This is a genomic window from Cryobacterium sp. TmT2-59 (assembly GCF_004403545.1).
GTDB classification, from domain to species: Bacteria; Actinomycetota; Actinomycetes; order Actinomycetales; family Microbacteriaceae; genus Cryobacterium; species Cryobacterium shii.
In genome coordinates this window covers 15,510-32,054 of sequence record NZ_SOGM01000042.1, presented here as the reverse complement: position 1 = coordinate 32,054, position 16,545 = coordinate 15,510, and the positions used below count along the sequence as shown (strand labels likewise).

The 16,545-nt window shown below is 65.2% G+C and carries 14 protein-coding genes; 13 read left to right on the top strand and 1 reads right to left on the bottom strand.

Translation table 11 applies throughout. The features are described from left to right. Nucleotides 1–79: 79 nt before the first annotated feature. The 13 genes from E3T24_RS06805 (at nt 80) to E3T24_RS06745 (ending at nt 15,493) form a co-directional block, all read left to right on the top strand. Nucleotides 80–1,099 carry a LacI family DNA-binding transcriptional regulator gene (locus E3T24_RS06805; RefSeq protein WP_134365661.1) on the top strand — a complete coding sequence of 340 codons (1,020 nt, stop codon included), beginning with the start codon at nt 80–82 and terminating at the stop codon, nt 1,097–1,099. A 208-nt stretch (nt 1,100–1,307) separates the two neighbouring features. Beyond that, complete coding sequence (gene araB / locus E3T24_RS06800) at nt 1,308–3,023, top strand: ribulokinase (protein ID WP_134402778.1); 1,716 nt, start codon at nt 1,308–1,310, stop codon at nt 3,021–3,023. Then, complete coding sequence (locus E3T24_RS06795) at nt 3,020–3,730, top strand: L-ribulose-5-phosphate 4-epimerase (RefSeq protein ID WP_134365659.1); 711 nt, start codon at nt 3,020–3,022, stop codon at nt 3,728–3,730. Before araB ends, E3T24_RS06795 begins: the two co-directional genes overlap by 4 nt. Further along, nucleotides 3,730–5,247: an L-arabinose isomerase gene (gene araA / locus E3T24_RS06790; protein ID WP_134365658.1), complete on the top strand. Its 1,518-nt coding sequence runs from the start codon at nt 3,730–3,732 to the stop codon at nt 5,245–5,247. The genes E3T24_RS06795 and araA overlap by 1 nt, the downstream gene beginning before the upstream one ends. Before the next feature lie 110 nt (nt 5,248–5,357). Beyond that, nucleotides 5,358–6,482: a multiple monosaccharide ABC transporter substrate-binding protein gene (gene chvE, locus E3T24_RS06785; RefSeq protein WP_134365657.1), complete on the top strand. Its 1,125-nt coding sequence runs from the start codon at nt 5,358–5,360 to the stop codon at nt 6,480–6,482. Between the two features lie 87 nt (nt 6,483–6,569). Then, nucleotides 6,570–8,111, top strand: coding sequence for a multiple monosaccharide ABC transporter ATP-binding protein (mmsA, locus tag E3T24_RS06780; RefSeq protein WP_134365656.1), 1,542 nt, complete (start codon nt 6,570–6,572; stop codon nt 8,109–8,111). Then, entirely contained in the window at nt 8,108–9,289 is a 1,182-nt protein-coding gene (gene mmsB, locus E3T24_RS06775) for a multiple monosaccharide ABC transporter permease (RefSeq protein WP_134365655.1), read from the top strand. The genes mmsA and mmsB overlap by 4 nt, the downstream gene beginning before the upstream one ends. A gap of 300 nt (nt 9,290–9,589) precedes the next feature. Beyond that, nucleotides 9,590–10,579 carry a hypothetical protein gene (locus E3T24_RS06770; protein ID WP_134402777.1) on the top strand — a complete coding sequence of 330 codons (990 nt, stop codon included), beginning with the start codon at nt 9,590–9,592 and terminating at the stop codon, nt 10,577–10,579. A 473-nt stretch (nt 10,580–11,052) separates the two neighbouring features. Further along, nucleotides 11,053–11,286, top strand: a complete 234-nt coding sequence (gene nrdH / locus E3T24_RS06765; RefSeq protein ID WP_134363478.1) for a glutaredoxin-like protein NrdH — start codon at nt 11,053–11,055, stop codon at nt 11,284–11,286. A gap of 102 nt (nt 11,287–11,388) precedes the next feature. Then, the gene (gene nrdI, locus E3T24_RS06760; RefSeq protein WP_134365653.1) at nt 11,389–11,793 is read left to right on the top strand and encodes a class Ib ribonucleoside-diphosphate reductase assembly flavoprotein NrdI; all 405 of its coding nucleotides are present in this window, start codon (nt 11,389–11,391) and stop codon (nt 11,791–11,793) included. A gap of 5 nt (nt 11,794–11,798) precedes the next feature. Beyond that, nucleotides 11,799–13,931, top strand: a complete 2,133-nt coding sequence (gene nrdE / locus E3T24_RS06755) for a class 1b ribonucleoside-diphosphate reductase subunit alpha (protein WP_134365707.1) — start codon at nt 11,799–11,801, stop codon at nt 13,929–13,931. Nucleotides 13,932–13,995: 64 nt separating this feature from the next. Continuing rightward, complete coding sequence (nrdF, locus tag E3T24_RS06750; RefSeq protein ID WP_134365652.1) at nt 13,996–14,970, top strand: class 1b ribonucleoside-diphosphate reductase subunit beta; 975 nt, start codon at nt 13,996–13,998, stop codon at nt 14,968–14,970. Between the two features lie 256 nt (nt 14,971–15,226). Beyond that, a complete protein-coding gene (locus E3T24_RS06745) occupies nt 15,227–15,493 on the top strand; it encodes a GYD domain-containing protein (protein ID WP_241978642.1) in 267 nt (88 codons plus the stop codon). A 74-nt stretch (nt 15,494–15,567) separates the two neighbouring features. On the opposite strand, the gene E3T24_RS06740 is transcribed toward E3T24_RS06745, so the two are convergent. Then, the gene (locus E3T24_RS06740) at nt 15,568–16,461 is read right to left on the bottom strand and encodes a hypothetical protein (protein ID WP_134365651.1); all 894 of its coding nucleotides are present in this window, start codon (nt 16,459–16,461) and stop codon (nt 15,568–15,570) included. Nucleotides 16,462–16,545: the final 84 nt, after the last annotated feature.

The window sequence follows — 16,545 nt, the reverse complement described above, 5'->3', positions numbered from 1 at the left end:
TCACTTGAAACCCCGCCGGACGTGCATACTGGATGTGCGATCACAATTGTGACCGTGCACATGTGAACAAGGTCGTTACGTGACAGGCAAGCCACCCAAAGTGCGCGCCCCCAGCATCAGAGACGTCGCACGTCTCGCCGGGGTGTCCCACCAGACTGTGTCACGCGTGCTCAACAACCACCCCAGTCTCCGTGACTCGACCCGGGCGAAGGTGCTGCAGGTCATGGAAGACCTGCAGTACCAGCCGAACCGGGCCGCGCGGGCCCTGTCCCGCGGCCGTTCCCGCACGATCGGCATCCTGACCGCCCAGAGTTCCGAGTACGGTCCGGCCAGCAGTATCGCCGCGATCCAGGAGGCGGCGCAGGAGGCCGGCTACTACGTGAACACGGCCAACCTGGCCGCCGACGACCACGAGTCGATCGAAGCGGCCCTGGTGCAGTTGATGCTCCAGGGGATCGAGGGTCTGGTCGTGATCGCGCCCCAGGTGCGGGTCTTCGACGTTCTCGAGCAGCTGTCGATCACGGTTCCCTACGTGTCGCTGCAATCGGGGGGCCGTCAAGACGGCCACGCCCTGTCCGTCGACCAGATTGCGGGCGCGCGGCTGGCGACCCGGCACCTGATCGACCTGGGCCACCGGCGCATCTACCACCTCGCCGGCCCGCAGGACTGGATCGAGGCCGAAGCGCGGATGCGCGGGTTCCTCGATGAGATGGGCGCCATGGATGTGCCGACCACAGCGCCGATCCTCGGCGACTGGACCGCGGACTTCGGCTACTACGCCGGACGCGAGTTGTTCGGGCGCCTGGATTTCACGGCGATCTTCTCCTCGAACGACCAGATGGCCCTCGGTCTGATGCATGCGGCGCGCGACGCCGGCCTCGAACTTCCGCGGGATGTCAGCATCGTTGGCTTCGACGACATCCCCGAAGCGGCTCATTTCTGGCCCCCGCTGACGACCGTGCGCCAGGACTTCGCCGAACTGGGCCGACGCTGCGTCGCCGCCCTGCTCGAAGACCTGGCGGGCCACGAACCCGTGGCCGAACAGTCGATCATGCCCCGGTTCATCGTGCGCGCGTCGACGGCCCCGCCCGTCCGGTAACTCCCGCGTAACTCCGGCCCGCCCCGGCCGCCCCTCTCCGCGCCCGTCGGAAACGGTTGAATATCGGCCCCAGGTTGGGACTTGACAACTGCGCCATGGGGAGAGCTAACATGAGACAGGCAAATGTGACCGTTCACATTTGACCGGCACATGACCGGGAGAACGACTCCGGCACGAGCACCACCAGCGAGACGAAGGAGTCGATTCCGTGGGAATCACCGAGCAGCCGGATGCGCATGCAGACGTCAATTCATACGTCATCGGGATCGACTACGGAACCCTCTCCGGCCGCGCGGTCGTCGTTCGCGTCTCCGACGGCGTCGAGCTCGGTTCCGCCGTCCTGGACTACCCGCACGCCGTGATGGACACGACCCTCGCCGCCACGGGCGCCGCCCTGCCGCCGGAGTGGGCCCTGCAGGTTCCGCAGGACTACGTGGACGTGCTCAAGAGCGCCGTCCCCGCCGCCGTCGCGAACGCGGGCATCGACCCGGCCCGCGTCATCGGTGTCGGCACCGACTTCACGGCCTGCACCATGGTTCCCGTCCTCGCCGACGGCACCCCCCTCAACGAGCTGCCGGAATACGCCGACCGCCCGCACGCCTACGTGAAGCTGTGGAAGCACCACGCCGCGCAGCGCCAGGCCGACCGCATCAACGAGCTCGCCGCCGAACGCGGCGAGAGCTGGCTGCCGCGCTACGGCGGGCTGATCTCGAGCGAGTGGGAATTCGCCAAGGGCCTGCAACTGCTGGAGGAAGACCCCGAGCTGTACGACCGGATGGACCACTGGGTCGAAGCCGCCGACTGGATCGTCTGGCAGCTCACCGGCCAGTACGTGCGGAACGCGTGCACCGCCGGTTACAAGGGCATTCTGCAGGATGACGCGTACCCCGGCGAGGATTTCCTCGCCGCGCTGAACCCCGGGTTCACGCGGTTCGCCACCGACAAGGTGGCGCACGAGATCGGCCAGCTCGGCGCATCCGCCGGCACCCTCTCCGCCGAGGCCGCAGCCTGGACCGGCCTGCCGGAGGGCATCGCCGTCGCCGTCGGCAACGTCGACGCGCACGTTACCGGTCCGGCCGCCCAAGCCGTCCTGCCCGGCCAGATGGTGGCCATCATGGGCACCTCGACCTGCCACGTGATGAACTCCGACCACCTCGCCGAGGTGCCCGGTATGTGCGGCGTCGTCGACGGCGGCATCGTCTCCGGGCTCTACGGTTACGAGGCCGGCCAGTCCGGGGTCGGCGACATCTTCGCCTGGTACGTGAACAACCAGGTTCCCGCCCGGTACTTCACGGAGGCGGCCGCCGCGGGCCTGAGCGTGCACCAGTACCTGACCGAACTGATCAAGGACCAGCCCGTCGGCGGCCACGGACTGATCGCCCTCGACTGGCACAGCGGCAACCGCTCGGTGCTGGTCGACCACGAACTCTCCGGCCTGGTTCTCGGCATGACGCTGACCACCCGCACCGAGGAGATCTACCGGGCACTGCTCGAGTCCACCGCCTTCGGCACCCGCACGATCGTCGAGACGTTCAACTCGAGCGGCGTCCCCGTCACCGAGTTCATCGTCGCGGGAGGCCTGCTCAAGAACGCTTTCCTGATGCAGACCTACAGCGACATCCTGCGCCTGCCGATCTCCACGATCGCCAGCGAGCAGGGCCCGGCGCTGGGCTCGGCGATCCACGCGGCCGTCGCCGCGGGCGCCTATCCCGATGTGCGCGCGGCCGGCCAGGCCATGGGCAAGCTCAACAAGAACGTGTACACGCCCAACGAAGAGTCGGCCGCGGCGTACGACAAGCTGTTCGCCGAGTACTCGCTCCTGCACGACTACTTCGGTCGCGGCACGAACGACGTCATGCACCGACTCAAGGCCCTCAAGCGTGACGCCGGCGCCTCGCTGGAAACCTCGGCGGTCTCCGCATGAGCTCCTTCGGCCCCCGGATCGAGGTTGCCATCGCACGGGTCCGCGACGAGATCGCGCGCCTGCACACCGAGCTGACCAGCAACGGGCTCGTGGTCTGGACGGGCGGAAACGTGTCCGGCCGTGTCCCGGGCGCTGACCTGTTCGTGATCAAGCCCAGCGGCGTCGACTACGCCGATCTCGCACCGGAGAACATGATCGTCTGCGACCTCGACGGCAACGTCATCCCCGACACCCCCGGGTCTGACCGTGCGCCGTCCAGCGACACGGCCGCGCACGCCTACGTGTACCGCAACATGCCGGACGTCGGCGGCGTCGTGCACACCCATTCCACCTACGCCACGGCCTGGGCGGCGCGCGGCGAGGAGATCCCCTGCGTGATCACGGCCATGGCGGACGAATTCGGCGGCCCGATCCCGGTGGGACGCTTCGCCATCATCGGCGACGACACCATCGGCCGCGGCATCGTCGAGGCGCTGACCGGTCACCGGTCCCGGGCCGTGTTGATGCAGAATCACGGGCCGTTCACCATCGGCAAGGACGCCCGCGACGCGGTCAAAGCCGCCGTGATGGTCGAAGACGTCGCCCGCACCGTGCACCTCGCCCGCCTCGGCGGGGAACTCATCCCCATCCCCCAAGAGGCGATCGATTCCCTCTTCAACCGCTATCAGAACGTTTACGGTCAAGCACCGCAAGGAGCACTCACGTAATGGCTACTCTCACCGACACCCTCGACACCTACGAGGTCTGGTTCCTCACCGGCAGTCAGAACCTCTACGGCGAGGAGACCCTGCGGCAGGTCGCCGAGCAGTCCCGGGCCATCGCCGACGCCCTGAACGCCTCGAGCGACATCCCGGTTCGCGTCGTGTGGAAGCCGGTCCTGAAAGACTCCGACTCCATCCGCCGCGCCGCCCTGGACGCGAACTCGGACGACAGCGTGATCGGCCTGATCGCGTGGATGCACACGTTCTCGCCGGCGAAGATGTGGATCGCGGGCCTGGACGCACTGGCCAAGCCGCTGCTGCACCTGCACACCCAGGCGAACGTGGAACTGCCCTGGAGCGAGATCGACTTCGACTTCATGAACCTGAACCAGGCCGCGCACGGCGACCGGGAGTTCGGTTACATCCAGACCCGGCTCGGCGTGTCGCGCAAGACCGTCGTGGGCCACGTGTCCAACCCGGTCGTCACCGGGAGCATCGGCACCTGGACCCGTGCCGCCGCCGGCTGGGCCGCGAGCCGCACCATGAAACTGGCCCGCTTCGGCGACAACATGCGCTACGTCGCAGTGACCGAGGGCGACAAGACCGAGGCCGAACTGCGCTTCGGGGTGCAGGTGAACACCTGGCCGGTGAACGAACTCGCCGAGGCCGTGCACGCGGTGACGGATGCCGCGATCGACACCCTCGTCGCCGAATACGAGGACCTCTACGACGTGGTCCCCGAACTGCGCGCCGGCGGCGACCGCCACGAGTCCCTCCGGTACGGCGCGGCGATCGAGCTCGGCCTCAAGGGATTCCTGGAAGCCGGCGGCTTCAGCGCCTTCACCACGAACTTCGAAGACCTCGGCGCACTCAAGCAGCTGCCCGGCCTGGCCGTGCAGCGCCTGATGGCCCAGGGATACGGTTTCGGTGCCGAGGGCGACTGGAAAACGGCCGTCCTGGTGCGCGTCGCCAACGTGATGGGGTCCGGCCTTCCCGGCGGCGCGAGCCTGATGGAGGACTACACCTACGATCTCGCTCCCGGCGCGGAGCTCATCCTCGGAGCCCACATGCTCGAGGTCAACCCCGCACTCTCCGCCGCGAAGCCGACGCTGGAGATCCACCCGCTCGGCATCGGCGGCCGCGAAGACCCCGTGCGCCTCGTCTTCAACGCGGCCCCCGGCCCGGCCGTGGTGGTCGCCATGAGCGATATGCGCGACCGGTTCCGCCTGACCGCGAACGTGGTCGAGGTGGTCGAGCCGCCCCAGGCGCTGCCGAAGCTTCCGGTCGGCCGCGCGGTGTGGCGCCCGGAACCGGACTTCGCCACCTCCGCTGCGGCCTGGCTCACGGCCGGCGCCGCCCACCACACCGTGATGTCGACAGCCGTCGGCATCGAGGTGTTCCAGGATTTCGCCGAGATCGCTCGCACCGAGCTTCTCGTGATCGATAAGACCACCACCCTGCGTGATTTCACGCGCGAGGTGCGTTGGAACCAGGCCTACTACCGACTGGCACAGGGCCTGTAGTCACAGCACCACCGCACCACAGCACCACTACGCACCATCGCACCACCAGAAGTCCCCCTCCGGATTCACCTGCAATCAAAGCTGATAACAGAAACACGAAAGGTACTTACGTGAAGACAAAGAAGGTCCTCGTTGGCATCGCAGCCATCGGACTCGCACTCTCCCTCGCCGCCTGCTCCGGCGGAACCCGCGGCGGAACCACCGCGGATGACTCGGCCGGTTCCAGCAAAGGCGCCCTCGTCGGCGTTGCCATGCCGACCAAGACCAGCGAGCGCTGGATCAAGGACGGCGACGCCGTCAAGGCCTCGCTCGAGAAGCTCGGCTACAAGGTCGACCTGGAATATGCAGACGACAAGATCCCGCAGCAGGTGCAGCAGATCAGCAACATGCTGACCAAGGGCGCCAAGGTTCTCATCATCGCGTCGATCGACGGCACGGCGCTCAGTGACCAGCTCGACGAGGCCGGCAAGGCCGGCGTCAAGGTCATCGCGTACGACCGCCTGATCAACGGCAACAAGAACGTCGACTACTACACGACCTTCGACAACAACGAGGTCGGTGTGCAGCAGGCCACGAGCCTTCTGACCGGCCTGGGCGTTCTGGACAAGGACGGCAAGGAAACCGGCGCGACCGGCCCGTTCAACGTCGAGCTGTTCGGCGGAAGCCCCGACGACAACAACGCGACCTTCTTCTTCAATGGCGCGATGGACACCCTGCAGCCGTACATCGACAAGGGCGTGCTCGTGGTCAAGAGCGGCCAGGTCGGCTTCACCCAGGTTGCCACGCTGCGTTGGGACCCGGCGACGGCCCAGAAGCGGATGCAGAACCTCATCGCCAGCACGTACTCCGACGGCAGCAAGGTTGACGCTGTCCTGTCCCCGTACGACGGGCTCTCCATCGGCATCATCTCGGCTCTGACCAGCTCGGGATACGCCACCGACGCCCTGCCGATCGTCACCGGTCAGGACGCCGAGGCTGCATCGGTCAAGTCCATGATCGCCGGCCAGCAGTACTCCACCATCTACAAGGACACGCGCCAGCTGGGCGACGAGGCCGTGAAGATGGCTGACGACCTGCTCAACGGTCGCACCCCCGAGGTCAACGACACCACGAGCTACGACAACAAGGTGAAGGTCGTCCCGACCTTCCTCTTCGCGCCGCAGGTCGTCACGAAGGACAACTACAAGGAACTCCTCGTCGACACGGGTTACTACACCGAGGCAGACCTCAAGTAAGCAGGTCTCTCTCCCGGCAGTGGCGGCGGAGACGCCGCCACTGCCTCCCCCCTCTTTCCTCCTCACCGCACGGAAGAAGAAGTAACGGTGACCACAAATATTCTTGAGATGCGCAGCATCACGAAGACCTTCCCCGGAGTCAAAGCCCTCCAGGATGTGTCGCTCGAGGTGCAGCGAGGACACATTCACGCAATCTGCGGTGAGAATGGCGCAGGAAAATCCACCCTGATGAAGGTGCTGTCGGGTGTCTACCCGGCCGGCACCTACGACGGCGAGATCGTCTTCGAAAACGAGACGGTCGCCTTCAAATCCATCAACGAATCCGAAGCCACCGGAGTCGTCATCATCCACCAGGAACTCGCGCTCAGCCCGTACCTGTCCATCGCCGAGAACATCTTTCTCGGCAATGAGCAGCAGACCAACGGCTGGATCGACTGGAACAAGACCAACCTCGAGGCGGCGAAGCTGCTGGCCCGGGTCGGTCTCAAGGACAATCCCATCACCAAGGTGCGCGACATCGGCGTCGGCAAGCAGCAACTCGTGGAAATCGCCAAGGCGCTGTCGAAGGAGGTCAAGCTCCTCATTCTGGACGAGCCCACCGCCGCCCTCAACGACGAGGACTCGGCCAACCTGCTCGACCTGATGAAGCACCTCAAGGGCCAGGGCATCACCTCGATCATGATCAGCCACAAGCTGAACGAGATCAAGGCGGTCGCAGACGAGGTCACGATCATCCGTGACGGCAAGCTGATCGAAACCCTCGACATGCACACCGATGACATTTCGGAAGAGCGGATCATCAAGGGCATGGTCGGCCGCGACCTCGGCAGCCGCTACCCGGACCACGTGCCCCGCATCGGCGAAGAACTGCTGCGAGTCGCGGACTGGAACGTCTACCACCCCCTCGACCACCAGCGCCAGGTCGTCAAGAGTGCCAACATCACGGTCAGGGCCGGCGAAATCGTCGGAATCGCCGGGCTGATGGGCGCCGGGCGCACCGAACTGGCGATGAGCGTTTTCGGCCACAGCTACGGTCACAACATCTCGGGCAGGGTCTTCAAGAACGGCGTCGAGGTCAACACCAGCACGGTGACGGCCGCGATCGACAACGGTCTCGCCTACGCGACCGAAGACCGCAAACGCTACGGCCTCAACCTGATCGAGGACATCAAGCGCAATATCTCCCTCGTCTCCCTGAAGAAGATCGCCCGTAACGGCTGGGTGGACTCCAACAAGGAGGCGGTCATCGCCGAGGGCTACCGCAAGAGCATGAACATCAAGGCCCCCAACGTGGAAGCCCTGACCGGAAAACTCTCCGGCGGCAACCAGCAGAAGGTCGTGCTGTCCAAGTGGATGTTCTCCGACCCGGATGTCCTCATCCTCGACGAGCCCACCCGCGGCATCGACGTGGGAGCCAAGTACGAGATCTACGGCATCATCAACAAACTCGCCGATGAAGGCAAGGGCGTGATCGTCATCTCGTCCGAGTTGCCCGAACTGATCGGGATCTGCGATCGCATCTACACGATCTTCGAGGGCCGCATCACGGCCGACGTTCCTCGTGGCCAGGCCACGGCCGAATACCTTATGCAACACATGACTCAGGAAAGGGCGAAGGACAACCGATGAGCGCGTTCAAAACCGCACTAAACTACCTCGGCGGCCAGCTACGGCAAATTGGCTTGATCATTGCGCTGATCGCGATCACCATCTTCTTCCAGGTGGCGACCAGCGGCATCACTCTCAAGCCCATCAACGTCTCCAACCTGATCGTCCAGAACAGCTACATCCTGATCCTGGCCGTCGGCATGGTGATGATCATCATCGCCGGCCACATCGACCTGTCGGTCGGATCCGTGGTTGCCTTCACCGGGGCCATGGCGGGAGTGATGATCACCCAGTGGAACGTGCCGTGGTGGGCCGCCATCATCCTGTGCCTCGTGCTGGGAGCGGCGGTCGGCATGTGGCAGGGATTCTGGATCGCGTACTTCGGCATACCGGCCTTCATCGTCACCCTGGCCGGCATGCTCACGTTCCGCGGTCTGACCCAGATCGCACTGCAGAACCAGCAGATCTCGCCCTTCCCGGATGAGTTCCGTGCGCTCGGCAGCGGGTTTCTGCCCGACCTGGGCGGCGGAACGAGCGTGCTCGAACCGCTGACGGTCGCCATCGGCGTGCTGGCGACGGCGCTGCTCGTGCTCCAGGGCGTGCGCTCGCGCATCGCCCGCAAGAAGTACGACGTCGAGGACGAGCCGTTCGCCTGGTTCCTGGTCAAGCTGGTCTTCACCGCCGCGATCATCCTTTACATCACGTACCTGCTGGCCAGCTACCGGGGCACCCCGATCGTGCTCGTCGTGCTGGGCATCCTGACCGTCGTGTATGCGGCAGTCATGGCGAACAGCGTCTTCGGCCGCCACGTCTACGCCATCGGCGGCAACCTCAACGCCGCCGCGTTGTCGGGCGTCAAGACCAAGCGGGTCACGTTCCTGCTGTTCGTCAACATGGGCATGATCGCGGCCCTCGCCGGACTCATCTTCACCGCTCAGCTCAACCTCGCCAACCCGAAGGCCGGTGACGGTTTCGAGCTCGACGCCATCGCGGCCGTCTTCATCGGCGGCGCCGCGGTCACGGGAGGCATCGGCACCGTGACGGGGGCCATCATCGGTGGTCTGATCATCGGGCTCCTGAACAACGGCATGTCCATCCTCGGCGTGGGAACCGAGTACCAGCAGCTGATCAAGGGCCTGGTGCTCCTGGCCGCAGTCGCATTCGACGTCTACAACAAGCGCCGCTCCGGCGGTCGCTGACCCACCCGCAATACCGCGAGCACGAACAGTCAGACCCGGAAGGGCCGGCTCCCATGCAGGGGGCCGGCCCTTTCGCCGTCCGTGGCCGGGTGCGAGCGGCGCGCAAGATCCCGCGGCGCAGGTTCGGGTCGCCGGCGCACGTTCGAACCTGCGCCGGCGAGCACAGGTTGCGCCGCCGTCCACGGGCGCGGGCACCGGCACCGCCAGGGGGTCATTCATCCACAGGCGCCATTCCCGTGGGTTATCCACGGATGCTGCGCCGTGACCCTGCGCGGCAGCCGGCGGCTCCCAGAGTGAGGCATGACCCGACTTCTGGACATCGTCACCGCCGGCCACGCCGAGCTCATCCCCTACTCCGCCCTCCGGGAAGCCGGCTTCACCTCACGTGCGGTGGGTGCGCTCACCCGCGCGGGGGAGTTGGTGCGCACGCGCCGCGGCATCTATGTGCGCGGTGAGGTGTGGCGAACGGCGGATCCCGACCAGCGGTACCGCCTGTTCGTGCTCTCGGCGGCCGCGACCGCGGAACGGCCGCTCGTGCTCTCCCACCTGTCCGCGGCGGTCGTGCACGGGCTGCCGATCATCGGAGCGTGGCCCCGCACGGTGCACACGATGGATCCGGGCGCCACGGGAGGCAGCACGGCCCGGTTCACCACCAGCCACCGCGGTGCCCCGATCCCGGACACGGTGGTGAGGGACGGCATCGCGGTGACCTCGCTGGCGCGCACTCTGGTCGACGTCGCGGCCGGCACGAGCTTCCTGGCGGGTGTCACGATGATCGACCACGCGCTGCGGGTGGAGCAGGAGCGGGTCGCGGATGAGGCGCTCCGCGGCATCCGTGGGCAGCCCGCCCTGAACAAGACGGACCTGTTCGACGAGCTGGCCGCGGTGAACCCGCGGTGCGGGGCCCGCCAGGCGGGGCAGGCCATCAGATTCGGCAACGGCCTCGCGGCCAACGCCGGAGAATCGCTCAGCCGGGTGCGGATGTTCCAGCTGGGGTTCGAGGTCCCTGAACTTCAGGCCTGCTTCGCCAACGTGCAGGGACACGACTACTGGGTCGACTTCTACTGGCGGCGCATCCGCAAAATCGGCGAGTTCGACGGCAAGCTGAAATATACGCGCGGCGCGGTCCTGGGGGATCGGGACCCCGGCCACGTCGTATGGGCCGAGAAACGCCGTGAGGATGCGCTGCGCTTCCACGTGCGGAGTTTCGACCGCTGGGACTGGGCGACGGTGCTGTCGCCGCAACGCTTCCACCGGTTCCTCACGGAGCGGGGGATGCCGAGAGCCTGACGTTTGCGGCAGCCGTCCCGCTCGCGGCGCAGGTTCGGTTCGCCGGCGCAGGTTCGAACCTGCTCCGGCGGCCACAGGGTGCGCCGCGAGGCTCGGTCCGCCGCGCGGGCCCCGACGCGCGGGCCGGGGCCTTCGGCCGACGCGCTCCGACACGCCGCCGGAGTTTCCACAGGCTCCAGTTCGGGGGGCCCGCCGCCTGTGGATAACTTCGGCGTTCTCCGCGTAATGTGGGGCCACTCGCATCCGTCGGGCTGTGTACAACCGGTGGAATGTCGGTGGATAACTACATACTTGTAACTACTGCATGTAGTGGCCGTTCCCATTTCGCATCACTAGATGTAGTATTGAACTTCAACACAGCACGCCTTGAAGTTCAGATTTCACAATGAAAACCGATTTTAAGCACTGAGTTCGACACTGAGTTTGATACTGAGTTTGAATACTGATCCCTGAACGACGAGAAAGGCACTCCCATGGCTATCACGGTCTACACCAAGCCCTCCTGCGTGCAGTGCACCGCGACCTATCGCGCTCTGGACAACAAGGGAATTGAATACGAAATCCTCGACCTCTCGGTCGACGAAAACGCCCTGGAAGCCGTCAAGGCCCTCGGCTACCTGCAGGCCCCCGTCGTCATCACCGACGAGGACCACTGGTCGGGCTTCCGCCCCGACAAGATCAACGAACTCGCGCAGCGCCTCGCGTAGCAGCACCGCCCCGGCCGCCGGCCCACTCGTCGTTTTCGCAGGGATTTCCGCACCGGGTGGTGTGCGCGCCAGCTTCTCAGATTCACACACAGGGGGTGTTCTATGACCGATATCGTCTACTTCTCGAGCACATCGGGAAATACGCAACGCTTCGTCGAGAAGCTCGGGCGCCCCGCCGCGCGCATCCCGCTGTACGCGCGAGACGAACCGCTGGTGGTCGACGAGCCCTATGTCCTGGTCGTGCCGACGTATGGCGGCGGTGAGACCAAGGGAGCCGTGCCCAAGCAGGTGATCCGGTTCCTCAACGACGAGCACAACCGCTCGCTCATCCGCGGCGTCATCGGCGCGGGAAACACGAATTTCGGCGAGGCCTTCTGCGTCGCGGGCGACATCATCGCCGCGAAGTGCAAGGTCCCGCACATGTATCGATTTGAAGTACTCGGAACTCCGGATGATGTGCGCATCGTCCACGACGGATTGGAAGAATTTTGGAAGCAACAGCCGTGAAGACGATGACTCACCCGGCAGCCGGCCTGGCGATGGATTACCACTCGCTCAACGCCATGCTCAACCTGTACGGCCCGAACGGGGAGATCCAGTTCGAGAAGGACCGTGAGGCCGCCCGCGAGTTCTTCCTGCAGCACGTCAACCAGAACACGGTGTTCTTCCACACCCTGCGTGAGCGTCTCGACTACCTGGTCGAGAAGGAGTACTACGAGCAGGCCGTGCTCGACCAGTACTCGTTCGACTTCATCACCAGCCTCAACCAGCTGGCGTACTCGAAGAAGTTCCGTTTCCAGACCTTCCTCGGCGCGTTCAAGTACTACACCTCCTACACGCTGAAGACCTTCGATGGGAAGCGTTACCTCGAGCGTTTCGAAGACCGCGTCGTGATGACCGCGCTGGGCCTGGCCCAGGGCGACGAGCAGCTCGCGATCTCCCTCGTCGAGGAGATCATCGCCGGCCGCTTCCAGCCGGCCACCCCCACCTTCCTGAACTCCGGCAAGGCGCAGCGCGGCGAGCTCGTCTCCTGCTTCCTGCTCCGGATCGAAGACAACATGGAGTCGATCTCGCGCGGCATCAACTCGTCGCTGCAGTTGTCGAAGCGTGGCGGCGGCGTCGCGTTGCTGCTCAGCAACATCCGTGAGTCCGGGGCTCCGATCAAGCAGATCGAGAACCAGTCCAGCGGCATCATCCCCGTGATGAAGCTGCTCGAAGACTCCTTCAGCTACGCCAATCAGCTCGGCGCACGCCAGGGAGCCGGCGCCGTGTACCTGCACGCGCACCACCCCGACATCATGCGCTTCCTCGACACCAAGCGCGAGAACGCGGACGAGAAGGTGCGGATCAAGACGCTGTCCCTCGGCGTCGTCGTGCCCGACATCACGTTCGAGCTGGCGAAGAAGGACGAGGACATGTACCTGTTCTCGCCCTACGACGTCGAGCGCGTCTACGGGGTGCCGTTCGCCGACATCTCCGTCAGCGAGAAGTACCACGAGATGGTCGACGACCCGCGCATCAAGAAGTCGAAGATGAAGGCCCGCGACTTCTTCCAGACGCTCGCCGAGATCCAGTTCGAGTCCGGCTACCCGTACATCATGTTCGAGGACACCGTCAACGCGGCGAACCCGATCAAGGGTCGCATCAACATGTCGAACCTGTGCTCGGAGATCCTCCAGGTCAACACCCCAACCACGTACAACGAGGACCTGTCGTACGACAAGATCGGCAAGGACATCTCCTGCAACCTCGGGTCGATGAACATCGCCCTGTCGATGGACTCGCCCGACTTCGGTAAGACCGTCGAGACCGCCATCCGTGGCCTCAACGCGGTCTCCGAGCAGAGCCACATCTCCTCGGTGCGGTCGATCGAAGACGGCAACGACAAGTCGCACGCCATCGGCCTGGGCCAGATGAACCTGCACGGCTACCTTGCCCGCGAGCGGGTGTACTACGGCAGCGAAGAGGGGATCGACTTCACCAACATCTACTTCTACACGGTGCTGTTCCACGCCCTCCGCGCCTCGAACAAGCTGGCCGTCGAACGCGGCCACGCCTTCGACGGATTCGAAGACTCGACCTACGCCTCCGGTGCCTTCTTCGACAAGTACACCGACCAGGTGTGGGCGCCGGCGACGACCCGGGTCGTCGAGCTGTTCGAGGCCTCGAGCGTCAGCATCCCGACCCAGGCGGACTGGGCCGAGCTGAAGGCATCCGTCATGGCGCACGGCATCTACAACCAGAACCTGCAGGCCGTGCCGCCGACCGGGTCGATCTCGTACATCAACAACTCGACCTCGTCGATCCACCCGATCGCCTCGAAGATCGAGATCCGCAAGGAAGGCAAGCTCGGCCGCGTGTACTACCCGGCGCCGTTCCTGACCAACGACAACCTGGACTTCTACCAGGACGCCTACGAAATCGGCGCCGAGAAGATCATCGACACCTACGCGGCGGCCACCCAGCACGTCGACCAGGGCCTCTCGCTGACGCTGTTCTTCAAGGACACCGCCACCACCCGCGACATCAACAAGGCGCAGATCTACGCGTGGCGCAAGGGTATCAAGACGATTTACTACATCCGTCTGCGCCAGCTCGCCCTCGAAGGTACCGAGGTTGATGGCTGCGTTTCATGCATGCTTTGAGTGAGTTTGCTGTGAGCGTCCTGACTGCTGAATCGACTCTGAACTGCCACCTAAGGAACAACCAATGATTGACAAGCTCAAGCTCGTCTCCCACGTTGACGCGATCAACTGGAACAAGATCGAAGACGAAAAAGACGTCGAGGTGTGGAACCGCCTCGTCAACAACTTCTGGCTGCCCGAGAAGATCCCGCTCTCGAACGACGTGCAGTCCTGGGCCACGCTCACTCCGGTCGAGCAGCAGCTCACCATGCGCGTGTTCACGGGCCTCACCCTGCTCGACACGATTCAGGGCACCGTCGGCGCCGTCTCGCTGATCCCGGATGCGATCACGCCCCACGAAGAGGCCGTCTACACGAACATCGCGTTCATGGAGTCCGTGCACGCCAAGAGCTACTCGTCGATCTTCTCGACCCTGTGCTCGACGAAGGAGATCGACGAGGCGTTCCGCTGGTCGACCGAGAACGTGAACCTTCAGAAGAAGGCCGCGATCGTCATGGACTACTACCAGGGCGACGACCCGCTCAAGCGCAAGGTCGCCTCGACCCTGCTTGAGTCGTTCCTCTTCTACTCGGGCTTCTACCTGCCGATGTACTGGTCCAGCCGCGCCAAGCTCACCAACACGGCCGACCTCATCCGTCTGATCATCCGGGATGAAGCCGTGCACGGCTATTACATCGGCTACAAGTACCAGAAGGGGCTCGAGACCGCCTCGCAGGAGCGTCGCGACGAGATGAAGGACTACACCTTCAACCTCGTCTACGAGCTCTACGAAAACGAGGTGCAGTACACGCAGGACCTCTACGATGAGGTCGGTCTGACCGAAGACGTCAAGAAGTTCCTGCACTACAACGCCAACAAGGCGCTGATGAACCTCGGCTACGAGGCCATGTTCCCCAAGAGCGTCACCGACGTGAACCCGGCCATCCTGTCGGCGCTCTCGCCGAACGCGGACGAGAACCACGACTTCTTCTCCGGGTCGGGCTCCTCGTACGTCATCGGCAAGGCCGTCAACACCGAAGACGCGGACTGGGACTTCTAAGCACAAGCCACACCAGCAGCCGGCCCACAAGAAGGCCGGGAACCCCGAGGGGTTCCCGGCCTTCTCACCGATGTCAGAGCGTGGGGCCAGACCTACGATGTGAGGCGGTCCCGTTCCGGGGCCGCCTCAGGGACCTTCCCTCCATCGGGGTCGGGCACAGTCGCACGCCCGCCTCCTCAACGTCACGGGACAGGAAAGATCATGGCCAAATTTCTTTTCGAAGCGAACTACGTGGGCCAGGGGCATCAAGGGCCTCATGCGCGAAGGCGGAACGAAGCGCCGGGAGGCCCTCGTCGACGCCCTCAAATCGGTGGGCGGCTCGTTGGAATGCTTCTACTACGCCTTCGGTGACACCGATGTGCTGGACGTCCTGGACGTGCCGGACGATGCCAGCGTCGCCGCACTCTCTCTCATGATCAACGGCACCGGCAACGTGACCGTGAAGCTGAAGCCGCTCATGACGCCGGAGGATCTCGACCAGGCTGCGAAGAAGAGGCCGTCCTACCGGGCCCCCGGGCAGTAGGGCGGCGGTCAGTACACGGAGAAACGGATGGCCGGAAGCGCGGTGCGCTTCCGGCCATCCGTTGTTCTGCGGTGTTAGTTTCCGGCGTGAACGTCGGCGTCGGCGTCGGCACCGGTGTCGGTGTCAGGCCCGGCTGCGGCGTGCGCCTGGACCCGCTCGACGATCTTCTGGATCACGGTGCCGTAGTCGCCGTTCCGGGCGGCGGTTTCGATCGCCTGCGCGGCGGCCTCCTGCTGGTCGGCGGGCGCGTTCTTCAACGCGGCCAGGTCGGCCTGCAGGTCAGCCGGCAACTTCGAGAGCAGCGCCGGGTTGTCGGCGAGCTTGAGGGCCAGCTCCGTCGCCGAGGGGCCGGCAGCCTCGGCCGCCTCCTGATCGGTGCCCGATGCGGTGCCCGACGTGGTGCCCGATGCGGTGGCCGACGTTGTGCCCGTCGCGGTGCCCGACCTGGTCCCGAGGTCACCGCTCAGGGCGGCGCGCAGGGCGGCGGTCAGCGGGTGCTTCGGGTTGTCCCGCACGGCCTCGGCGATCTTCGTGATCTCCTCGCCGTATCCTCCCGCCAGGGCGGTGGTGCGCACGGTGTCCACGGCGGCCGCCCGGTCGGTTGCGCCGGAGGCGTCCTTGAGGGTGGTCAGGTCGGTCTGCAGGTTCGCCGGCAGGCTGTCGAAGAGCTCGGCGTGCGTGGAAATGGTGGCAGCCACCTTCTGGGCCTTAACGTTCCCGCTCTGCCCGTGGGAGAGGTCGCCGCGGAGCTCCATCGCGAGTGACGCGAGGAATGCGCCATTCGATGTGGCGGCGGCGTCCCCGCTGGTGCTCGCGCTGTGCTCGGCGCCGGGGCTGCGGGGAGCGGCGGTGGCGCCCTGGGCGCCGACCCCGAGGAGAGCGCCGGCGGTCAGCACGGAGGCTGCCCCGAGGGCGATGCGCTTGGTGCGGGAGGTGGCGGATGCCGGGTTGATCGTGTGCTTGTTCAAGGTGATTCCTTTCGATTGCGGCAGCCGGTCGGCGAAAAACCCGATCGACCGCTCGTAGTCATCGCCAGGAGTCTAGGCAGGTGG